Consider the following 9459-nt stretch of genomic DNA (forward strand, 5'->3'; position numbering starts at 1 on the left):
GTTGAGATTCCTCAACGCCGCGGAGCGTCACGCCCGCAGCACGTGACTGATCGCTGCGGCGCGGCTGCGCACCCCGAGCTTGCGCATCACCGCGGCGACGTGTGATCGCACAGTGACCGGGGAGATGAACAGGCGCTGGGCGATGATGTTCGTGTGCAGGCCCTGGACGAGGAGCTCCAGCACGTCCCACTCGCGCTCCGTCAGGTGCGCCTGCGGCAGGGCGAGGCGGGAGCGCGCCGGTGCGAGCCGTCTCAGCTCGTCCAGTACCCGGGCCACGAGGGCGCGCGGAATGGCCGGCTCTCCAGCGAGGATGCCGAACAGGGCCCGCGCCATGCTGTCCGGCGCCATGTCGTGCCTCAGGTAGCCCAGCACGCCCCCGCGCAGCATGCGGAGCAGTTCGTCGTCGTTGTAGGCGGCAGTCACCACGACCACCGGAACGAGGGGAAACGCGCCCCGGAGTGCCTCGGGGATCTCGCCGTCGACGGCGCAGAGACCCGCGGCGAGCACGACGACGTCGGGCGAGCCGCCGCGAATCGCGAGCGCGAGGTCGGAATAGCGGCTGGCTCGGGCGACCACGTCGACCCCGGCCGCCGCCAGCTGCGGACCGCCGACGAGCGCCTCGGGCCGGGGCGAAGTTTCCCCCACGACGACTCGGAGCCGGTCGCCGGCCTCGATGTCATGCACCGTGCTACCCCCCAAGGATCGGTAACTTCAGCCCCGAAGAAACAGAGCCGAGGCGCGCTTCATGGCAAAGGGACACACCGACGGCAACGACACGACCGGGGGTTTCCGCGCGTCGCGCTGCACCCTGGCCCGTCGTTTCTACGATAGGTGAATCTGGCCGGTGGGTTTGCGGTGTTTTGGGGTGAAATCGTCGCCACCAGCGATAATGCAGGCGGCGAGGCATCGGCTCGGGGTGCTGAGCCGCGGTCAGTGACCCTTGAGCGCGGCAAGCCGCTCGACGGCCTCGCGCAGCACGGACTCCTGCTTGACGAACGTGAAACGCACCGATGACGCCAGCGCGTCGTCGGCCGCCGAGCCCGCGCGGGTGAACGCGCTCACGGGTACCGCCACGACCCCCGCGAGCTCGGGCAGGCGCCGGCACAGCTCGGCGCCGTCGTCGAAGCCCAGCCCGGCGCCGTCGGCCACCACGAAGTAGGTCCCCTGGGGGCGTACCACGGCGAATCCGGCCTGCTCGAGGCCCGCGCAGAGCAGGTCCCGGCGGCGACCGAGCGAGATCGCAAGGTCGTGCACCCAGGCGGTCGCGCCGTCGTCGGTCAGGGCGGTCGCGATCGCCGGCTGGAAGGGGGCGCCGGAGACGTACGTGAGGAACTGCTTGACGGTCCGCACGGCCTCCACGAGCGGCGCCGGCCCGCTCACCCAGCCGATCTTCCAGCCGGTGAACGAGAAGGTCTTGCCCGACGACGAGACGGTGAGCGTCCGGCCCGCCATCCCGGGCAGCGTCGCGAACGGGATGTGCACCGCGTCGTCGTACACGAGGTGCTCGTAGACCTCGTCGGTGAGCACGATCGCGTCGTGCTTGACGGCGAGGCTCGCCACCAGGTCCAGCTCGGCGCGCGTGAGCACCGCCCCGGTCGGGTTGTGCGGCGTGTTCAGCAGGACGATCCGGGTGGCGTCGGTGAAGGCGGCGCGCAGCGCGGCCACGTCGAGGCGGAAGCCGCCCGGGCCTGCGACGAGCGGTGCCGTGGTGTGCCTCGCGCCGGCCAGCGCGATCACCGCGGCATACGAGTCGTAGTACGGCTCGAGCGTCAGGACCTCGTCCCCGGGCCCGGCGAGCGCGAGGACGGCCGCCGCGAGGGCCTCGGTCGCGCCGGTTGTGATGAGCACCTCGGTCTCCGGATCGACCTCGAGGCCGTACCGGCGGTGCTGGTGGGCGGCGACGGCCTGGCGCAGCGCAAGAATTCCCGCACCCGGCGGGTACTGGTTGTGGCCCGCCTCGATGGCCTCGATCGCGGCCCGCTTCACGGACTCCGGTCCGTCGACGTCCGGGAACCCCTGGCCGAGGTTGATCGCTCCGGTGCGAGCGGCGAGGGCGGACATCTCGGCGAATATCGTGGGCCGGGTCGAGCCGTCGGCCGCCAGCAGCCCGGTCGCCCGCACGACGTCGTGCCATCGGCCGGGAACCTCGCGCCGCGGTCCGAGCGGGGAGATGGGGGCAGTCGCGCGAGTCATCAGGTGAGGATACTTATTGAGCCGGCCGGTTCGCCGGGACCTGCTGGCCTTGCGCTCGGGGCGAGCGGACCGAGGGCGACCGGGTCGCTCAGCCGAGGCCGACCGCGCCGGCGAGGCCGGAGATGACGAGCAGGCCCAGCGACGCCCACGCCGCGACGGTCCACCACTCGGGCGGGGAGATCCGCCGGTGGGTCTGTCGGGCCGTGTGGATGGTCATAGATGAGTGATCGGCGCAAACCGCACCCATGACAAGGTTCTAGGGGTGAATTTTTCTCCCGTTCCACCGACTGGCCCATCGAGGTCCATCCGAACGGGTGAGGCAGCCCGGACGGACCTCGGGTGGGTCAGCTCTGGGTGGACTTGAGCTGCTTGCTCAGCTCGTCGATCTTGGTCGAGAGCGCGTCGAGCGCGGGCTTCGAGGCGCCGCCGACCTGGGCGGAAGCGGCATCGAGCTTGGTCTTCGCGTCCGCGAGGGACTTCTCGGCGTCAGTGACCGAGCTCTTGGCTGCGCCGGCGTCCTTGGACGCCTTGTCGAGGGCAGCCGTCGCGTCCTTGATCGCCGTCGTCGAGGAGCCGATGGCGTCCTCGACCTTGGCCCGATCGTCCGGCGAGAGGGAGTTGAGCTGGGCACGCGCGTCGTCGATCGCACTGCGCGCCTGGTCGGCGCTCGTCTTGGCGTCGCTGACCGCGGAGGACACCGAATGCTTGACGTCGTTGATCTGTGCACAGCCCCCCAGGGCGAGAGCCAGGGCGGTGCCGACGGCGGCGGTGATTGCAGTAACGCGGATGATGCGCAAGAGAGAGCTCCTTCACGATCGTCGAAACGTCCATTGTGCCCTCCTACGCGCCGGTGCCCCGCTCGCAGGACTGCGAGCAGGGCACCGGATCGAGCGGTGGGGCTGGTCAGGCGGTTGCGACTACCTCCGCGGCGTCACCCGAGGGGGCGACCTCGTCGGTGGCGGACTCGGCCGGGGCCTCCGGCTCGGCGTCGCGCTGGATGTGGCGGCTGCGGACCTCCTCGAGCGAGGTGCCGTAGTACGCCGCCGTCATGATGTCCTTCATGTCGGCGCGCATCGGCATCCGCGGGTTGGCCGGTGCGCACTGGTCCTCGTACGAACCCATGGCGACCTCGTCGAGGCGACCGATGAACTCGGCCTCGTCAACGCCCCACGCGGCGAAGGACGCGGGGATGCCGACCTTCGAGCGCAGTGCCTCGAGCGCGACGGCGTAGGACTCCACGCCCTCGGCAGGGGTCGCGGCCGGGAGCCCGAGCATGGCCGCGATGGCCTGGAACCGCTCGGGGGCGACGTAGTTCTCGTACTTCGGCCAGCTGGTGAGCTTGGTCGGGATGGAGCCGTTGTAGCGGACCACGTGGGGCAGCAGCACCGCGTTGGTGCGCCCGTGCACGAGCTTGAAGGTCGAGCCCAGCGTGTGCGCCATCGCGTGCACGATCCCGAGGAACGCGTTCCCGAAGGCCATGCCCGCGATCGTGCCGGCGTTGTGCATCTTCTCCCGCGCATCGGCGGTGTCCGGGTGGCCCGGCTCGCCGTTGACGCTCATCGCGAGGTTGTCGAAGATCAGACGGATCGACTGCAGCGCCATGCCATCGGTGAAGTCGTTCGCGTAGACCGACACGTAGGCCTCGGTCGCGTGCGTCAGGGCGTCGAAGCCGGAGTCGGCCGCGAGGGACTTGGGCATCATCGCGGTCAGGACCGGGTCGATGATCGCCACGGTCGGCGTGAGCGCGTAGTCGGCGAGCGGGTACTTGTGACCGGTCTCGGTGTCGGTGATCACCGCGAACGGCGTCACCTCCGCGCCCGTGCCCGACGTCGTCGGGATGCAGACCAGGCTGGCCAGCGCGCCCAGGGTCGGGAAGCGGAACGCGCGCTTGCGCACGTCGAAGAACTTCTGCTTGAGGTCCGAGAAGTTGATCTCGGGGTGCTCGTACAGCAGCCACATGATCTTGGCGGCGTCCATCGGCGAGCCACCGCCCAGCGCGATGATCGTGTCGGGCTTGAAGGCGCGCATCTGCGCGGCGCCCTTCTTGACCGTGTTGACGCTCGGCTCGGGCTCGACGTTGTCGATGATCTGCAGGGACACCTTGTCCGCGCGGCGGGCCAGGACGTCGAGGACCTTGTCCACGAAGCCGAGGCGCGTCATCGTCGTGTCGGTCACGATCGTGACCCGGGTCACGTTCTCCATGTCGGCGAGGTAACGGATCGCGTTGGGCTCGAAGTAGGTCTTTGCCGGAACCTTGAACCACTGCAAGTTGTTGTTCCTCCGGCCGATGCGCTTGATGTTGACGAGGTTGATCGCCGAGACGTTGTTCGAGACCGAGTTGTGGCCGTACGAGCCACAGCCCAGCGTCAGCGAGGGGATGAACGAGTTGTAGATGTCGCCGATGCCGCCGAGGGACGACGGCGCGTCGCGGATGATCCGGATCGCCTTGACGCGGGTGCCGAACTCCTCGGCGAGCGCGTCGTTGCGGGTGTGGATCGCGGCGCTGTGTCCCAGGCCGTCGAACTCCACCATCTGCTCGGCGAGCTGGATGCCCTGCTCGGTCGACGTGGCACGCAGGACGGCGAGCACGGGGGTGAGCTTCTCGCGGGTCATGGGCTCGACCGGTCCGACCTCGGCGACCTCGACCATGATGATCGAGGTGTCTGCGGGGACCTTGAAGCCGGCCTGCTCCGCGATCCACACCGGGCTCTTGCCGACGACGGACGCGTTCAGCTTTGCGCCGGCGCAGTTCTTGTCATTCGCGGCGACGCCGAAGACGAACTTCTCGAGCAGCGCCTTTTCCTTCTTGTTCACCCGGTAGGCGTGCAGGATGGCGAACTCGGCCATCGCGGCGTCATAGATCTCGTCATCGAGGATGACGGCCTGCTCCGAGGCGCAGATCATGCCGTTGTCGAATGCCTTGGAAAGCACGACGTCGTTCACGGCGCGCTTCAGCTTGGCGGTCTTCTCGATGTAGGACGGCACATTGCCGGCCCCGACGCCGAGCGCGGGCTTGCCGCACGAGTAGGCCGCGCGAACCATCGCGTTGCCGCCGGTGGCGAGGATCAGGGAGACGCCGGGGTGGTTCATCAGGGCGTTGGTCGCCTCGAGGGAGGGCTTCTCGATCCACTGGATGCAGTCCTCGGGCGCGCCGGCCGCGATGGCCGCGTCGCGCACGACCATCGCCGCGGCGACGGAGCACTTCTGGGCCGCGGGGTGGAAGCCGAAGATGATCGGGTTGCGGGTCTTGAGCGCAATCAGGGACTTGAAGATGGCGGTCGAGGTCGCGTTGGTCACCGGGGTGACGCCGCAGATGACGCCGACGGGCTCGGCGATCTCGATGATCCCGGTCAGGTCGTCGCGGCTGATGATGCCGACGGTCTTGAGGTCGGCCATCGAGTGGGTGACGTGCTCGCACGCGAAGATGTTCTTCACGGCCTTGTCCTCGAAGACGCCGCGACCGGTTTCCTGCACGGCAAGGTCGGCCAGCACACCGTGCTTGTCCAGCGCCGCTACGGCTGCCTTCTTGACGATGTGGTCGATATCAGCCTGCGTGAACGTCGCGTAGGCGGCGAGCGCTTTTGTTGCGCCGGCGACGAGTGCGTCGATCTCGGGCGTGTCAGTCACGAGGTACTCCCAGTCAGTCGTTGATGGGTGGGGATGAGATCTCCCTCGACCTCGTCCTCAATGCTAAGAGGCTCGGGTTGGGACCGTGCGTGTCGAAAGTCCTAAAGGCTTCTTCGCATGAGCAAAGCGTGCGTGCGGAAGCGCCGGCGGGCTGGGGAGTCGCCGAGGGGATGCGCGGCGCCGACGGCGAGCCGGCGCGGAGTCGGCGCGGGTCAGGACGTGCCGGGCGCCTTCACCGGCCGAGGCCGATCGTGTGACCGAAACCGGCCGATACCGACGCCCAGCGCACGCCGATGCCCACCTGCGCCGGTGCCAGCACCGGGGCAGGCGGCGGAGCGGAGTAGTCGAGGCCGGCGCCGTTGCCGAGCTGGCCGTTCTCGTTGTCGCCCCAGGTCCAGAGCGTGCCGGTGGTCTTGACCGCCGCGGTGTGGAAGTAGCCCGCAGCCACCGAGGCCCAGTGGGTGCCGGTGCCGACCCGCACGGGCGCGTGACGGTCGGTGGTCGTGCCGTCGCCGAGCTCGCCGAAGATGTTCTCGCCCCAGGACCACAGGGTGTGGTCGGTCTTGATCGCTGAGGTGTGGAAGCCGCCCGCGGTCACCGAGGCCCAGTGGGTGCCGGTGCCCACCCGCGTCGGCCGCGGGTGGCCGGTCGTCGTGCCGTCGCCGAGCTGGCCGAATTCGTTGTTGCCCCACGCCCACAGGGTGCCATCGGTCTTGATGGCGACCGTGTGGTACTGGCCGGCCTCGACCTTGGCCCAGTGCGTGTCGACGCCCACCCGCACCGGCGTGGACCGGATAGTGGTCGTGCCGTCGCCGAGCTGTCCGGACCCGTTGAAGCCCCACGTCCAGAGCGTGCCGTCGGTCTTGATCGCCGCGGTGTGCAGGTAGCCGGCGGCGACCGACGCCCAGTGGTTGCCTGTGCCCACCTGCACCGGCGTCGACCGGTCCGTGGTCGTGCCGTCGCCCAGCTCGCCGTCGTCGTTGGGCCCCCAGGCCCAGAGCGTGCCGTCGGTCTTGAGGGCGACCGAGTGAAAGCCCGCGGCCACCGCGGCCCAGTGGGTGCCGGTGCCCACCTGCGCCGGCGTGGACCGGCTCGTCGTCGTGCCGTCGCCCAGCTGGCCCGACCCGTTGTAGCCCCACGCCCAGAGCGTTCCGGTGGTCTTGATCGCCAGCGTGTGGATGTCGCCGGCGGCGACCGAGGCCCAGTGCGCGTCGTCGCCGATCCGCGCGGGCAGTGATCGGTCCGTCGTGGTGCCGTCGCCCACCTGGCCCCAGACGTTCTGGCCCCACCCGTACGCTGCGCAGCCGAACGGCGGGCACGGGACGACCCTGATCGGACCTGTCTTCCCCTTGATCGACGCGGTGTGCGTGTCGAGCGCCGTGATCGTGCGGGTCTGGGTTCCGGCGACGCGCAGGATGACGCCGGCGAACGTGTGGAAGCCCGCATCGGCACTCGTGAACGTGTAGGCGGCCGGCAGCAGTGGCTTGTTCGGGTCGCTGCTGGTGAACGCGACGGTGTCGCGGTACGACGTCGCGGCGTGCCCGTAGGAGTCCTTCGCGGTGACCTTCACGCTGAAAGGGACTCCGGCCGTGACGGTCGACGGCGCCCAGACGGCGAGCGAGGTGGCCGGGCCGGAAGTCTGGGTCGTGGCGTAGCTCGCCGGTGCGCCGAGCAGCGTGAAGCCGCCGAGCGCGAGGGCGAGAATCACCCACAGCGACGATCGCCGCCGCGTGGCCGGACGCTCCGTTGCGTCAATGCCCATCTCGCACCCCTTCACCGGCCGACGGCGAGGCGGCGCGCGGTTGCTGCGTGGCGACCGTGCGCGGCCTGCCTGCGACCCGACAGAACTTCGGCGGCCTGCCGAGGTAAGTGCGCCGACCCTGGTTGGTCGGCCGCAGGGGAATTTTCGGTTGCCGCGTGTTATCGAGCCGTTACTGCGTGCTCGGATTCGGGGGTTGGGGTGGTATTTCACCCGCCGAGGGGCCGGCGCGCGGAGGCCGGCCAGTGTGGAAGCCGACCGGCGTGGAGGCCGACCGGCGTGGAGGCCGACCGGCTCGTGCAGGTCGACCCGTTCGTGCGTGGCGACCAGCTCGTGCGGGGCGGTCGAGCGCTCGCGATCGCTGGTCGTCACCACGGGGATTGCCGGCACTGCCCTCGGTTGCGAGAGTGGTCCGGTGAGAGTCTCGTCCGACGAGATCGTGATCGAACCTCTGACGTCCCGATCATGGCCCGCGTTCGTCGATCTGCTCGACGAGGGGCGCCCGGCCGGTCGCTGTTGGTGCATGGCTCCACCGCCAGGGCGTGTCCAGACTCCTGATTCGGGCCGCCATCGCACACGCTCGATCGGTCGGCGCGCCCGTCGTCGAGGCATTTCCCCTGGACGGTGGCGTCTCACCGAGCGCCACGCGCACGGGGTATGCGTCGTCGTTCGCCTCGGCCGAGTTTCGGGAGATGGTTCGAAGATCACCCGAGCGTTCGATCATGCGGTTGGACCTCGCGTGAGATTTGCGAACCGATGACCGTGGACGGAGCGTCGGCGCTGGTGTCGCTGGGCGCCGCGTTAGCACGTCATCGAGATCCGCTGGCTGGCCCGTGAAGAGCCTCGCTCGGGCTCGTGGGCTGGCGAAAACCCGTTGAAAACAGTTCGCTGAAACCCTTGCTTTGTCCGGTTTGACGGGATATCTTTAGAACAAGAGTTCGAGTTTTAGGCCGCAGGGGGTGGCGAGTGATGGATCTGGATGCCGGTGCTGACGCCGCTCTGTGCGCCTCGCTGATCGCTTCGCCGACGGTAGCGGGCACGTCCGACAACGTCCCCGATGCGCCTGCCGGGGAGTGTTCGGTGGGTCTTGCGCGGGCGGCTGCGGTGGCCGAGACGATGGGTCTGTTCGCGGCGGTGGCGGGTGAGGCGGCGTCGTGGGCGACGGCGGAGCGGCGCGCGGTGCTGACGTTCCTGGACCGGTCGATCGACGTGCTGACCACGGTGCGCGCCACGGTCCTGGTCGCGGAGCGGGACTCCCAGGCGTGGGTGGGGTCCGGCGACGGGTCGTTCGAGCAGTGGCGCGGGCGCACGTCGCGCACCGGCAAGCGGGTGGCGCGGGCGCAGGTCCGCCAGGCCACTGAGCTCGGTGCGGTGCCCGAAGCGACGACCGCGGTCATCGAGGGCCGGATCGGGCTGGACCACGCCAAGGCGATCGGGCGGATCGCGTCCTCGTCGTCGAGCCCGACTGTGCGCGAGGCGGCCCGGTCGCCGGAGGGCCAGGCCCACCTGCTGGGCCTCGCCGAGACGATGGACGCCGGCGCGTTCGAGACGACGGCGGACCGGTGGGCCGCGCAGCAGGACCCGGCCGGCCTCGAGCAGGACCACCAGCGCCAGCGCATGAACCGGTTCCTGACCCTGACCCCGACCGCCCGGGGCACCATGATCAAGGGCCAGCTCGACAACTCCGCCGGGCACCGCCTGCAGCTCGCGCTGGAAGCCGTCACTGCCAAGCCCGCCGCCGACGACGACCGCGACTTCCGGCAGCGCACGGCCGACGCGTTGGACACCCTCGCGACCCAGGCGTTGGAGTCCGGGCGGTACAAGCCCGACGCGCACGTCCCGCCTCAGGTCACGTTGATCCTGACCGAGGAGACCTGGGT

The 9459-nt window shown here is 69.8% G+C and carries 7 protein-coding genes; 1 reads left to right on the top strand and 6 read right to left on the bottom strand.

The genetic code is table 11. From position 1 onward, the window contains the following. Window positions 1-27 precede the first annotated feature (27 nt). From VIM26_RS02100 to VIM26_RS02125, 6 genes are all read right to left on the bottom strand, one after another. Window positions 28-684 carry a response regulator transcription factor gene (locus VIM26_RS02100; RefSeq protein WP_331948663.1) on the bottom strand — a complete coding sequence of 219 codons (657 nt, stop codon included), beginning with the start codon at window positions 682-684 and terminating at the stop codon, window positions 28-30. Between the two features lie 246 nt (window positions 685-930). Continuing rightward, window positions 931-2193: a pyridoxal phosphate-dependent aminotransferase gene (locus VIM26_RS02105; protein WP_331948664.1), complete on the bottom strand. Its 1263-nt coding sequence runs from the start codon at window positions 2191-2193 to the stop codon at window positions 931-933. Between the two features lie 88 nt (window positions 2194-2281). Beyond that, window positions 2282-2410: a molybdopterin oxidoreductase gene (locus tag VIM26_RS02110; RefSeq protein ID WP_331948665.1), complete on the bottom strand. Its 129-nt coding sequence runs from the start codon at window positions 2408-2410 to the stop codon at window positions 2282-2284. A 127-nt stretch (window positions 2411-2537) separates the two neighbouring features. Continuing rightward, window positions 2538-2990 (bottom strand): hypothetical protein, encoded by a 453-nt coding sequence (locus VIM26_RS02115; RefSeq protein ID WP_331948666.1) that lies wholly within the window; start codon window positions 2988-2990, stop codon window positions 2538-2540. A gap of 106 nt (window positions 2991-3096) precedes the next feature. Then, window positions 3097-5820 carry a bifunctional acetaldehyde-CoA/alcohol dehydrogenase gene (gene adhE, locus VIM26_RS02120; RefSeq protein ID WP_331948667.1) on the bottom strand — a complete coding sequence of 908 codons (2724 nt, stop codon included), beginning with the start codon at window positions 5818-5820 and terminating at the stop codon, window positions 3097-3099. A 232-nt stretch (window positions 5821-6052) separates the two neighbouring features. Next, on the bottom strand, window positions 6053-7582 hold the full coding sequence (locus VIM26_RS02125; RefSeq protein ID WP_331948668.1) for a hypothetical protein: 1530 nt from the start codon (window positions 7580-7582) through the stop codon (window positions 6053-6055). A 1077-nt stretch (window positions 7583-8659) separates the two neighbouring features. Here VIM26_RS02125 and VIM26_RS02130 point away from each other — a divergent pair. Beyond that, a partial coding sequence (locus tag VIM26_RS02130; protein ID WP_331948669.1) for a DUF222 domain-containing protein occupies window positions 8660-9459 on the top strand: 800 nt, incomplete at its 3' end.

The sequence above is a fragment of the Pengzhenrongella sp. genome (genome assembly GCF_036565025.1).
Classification (GTDB): Bacteria; Actinomycetota; Actinomycetes; order Actinomycetales; family Cellulomonadaceae; genus Pengzhenrongella.